General features: G+C 57.7%; 2 pseudogenes. One reads left to right on the top strand and one right to left on the bottom strand.

The features are described from left to right. Nucleotides 1–136: 136 nt before the first annotated feature. Nucleotides 137–295 (top strand): annotated as a pseudogene (locus NW846_RS12605) (transposase); the annotation flags it as partial. A 57-nt stretch (nt 296–352) separates the two neighbouring features. Here NW846_RS12605 and NW846_RS12600 read toward each other — a convergent pair. Continuing rightward, nucleotides 353–783: pseudogene (locus tag NW846_RS12600) on the bottom strand (Mo-dependent nitrogenase C-terminal domain-containing protein). Nucleotides 784–1,008: the final 225 nt, after the last annotated feature.

Genomic DNA, 1,008 nt, shown 5'->3' with positions numbered 1-1,008 from the left:
AGGCTTGGCATAGACCCACTCCAGCTACAGACTTACACGTCTGTTGTGCGGCGGAAACATACATTGCGATAAAGTGCTTGTTTTGGGTTCTCGCCATCTCAGCGCAAAGCTCACCATAGCTTGCCCATCGCTTCGTAAAGCATTCAAAAGTAGAGCTTCTAAATATTTAAGGCAGGAGTTTGCTAACCTGCGAAAACTGCCTAGCGTTTGGAGCAGAAGTTATTGTTTCTGTACCGCGGGGAATGCTAGGGCTGAGGTAATTCAAAACTATATCAACGGCCCACATCATGGGTAAGCGACTAAAGTGGCTAGCGGGCTTTTCCGCCCTGCACTAAAGTGCGGGGCTACCAAGCTATCCTTTTGTGTACTGGCTGATGTCTTCCCCGGCTTCTGCCAGGAAGGAGAGGGCACGGCAGCGCAAGGCCACCACCTGGTCGTAGAGAGGGTTGAGCTTGCACATGGGGGGATGTGCATCACCTTGCGGCCAAACAGCACCACCTCCCGCTCAAAGGGGCACTGGCCGGGGATCATACGGCACAAGAAGCGGGCTACCTTCGCGTCGCAGACTTGGATGCCGTCCAGCCACTTCTGCAAGGGAGCCAAAAGGTCGGTATAGCCGCTCTCGGCCTGAGCCTCTGCCGGCAATGGCGAGGTGGCGCCCTTATTGACCAGCGTGGCCCCGAGCAGGTGGAGCTGGGGAAGCTCCAGTCCGAAGGCAGCGGCCAATTGGTGCAACAGACGGTCCTCCGGCTCGGAATATACCCCGTCGGCAACGGCTGTCATCACCGCCGTGCGCAGGAAATCTTCCCGCAACTCCCGCTGCAGCTGGGCCGCCAGCTCCTCTCAGGGGACAGGGGAGCGAGATCTTTCCCCTGGTCTTCCGGCCAGTCGAAGCGGATGAGATCTTCGATAAGTCGCTGCTCCTCGAGGCTATATTCTCCATCAGAACCTCCGGGGTACTCCCGCCACAGCGCAGCTTGGCGGGATGGAGGATAGGCGGTGAGACGA

The sequence above is a fragment of the Synechococcus sp. W60.3 genome (assembly GCF_047502615.1).
Taxonomy (GTDB): domain Bacteria; phylum Cyanobacteriota; class Cyanobacteriia; order Thermostichales; family Thermostichaceae; genus Thermostichus.
Note: the sequence above shows the minus strand (reverse complement) of the source record. Positions and strands in the feature narration are given on the sequence as shown.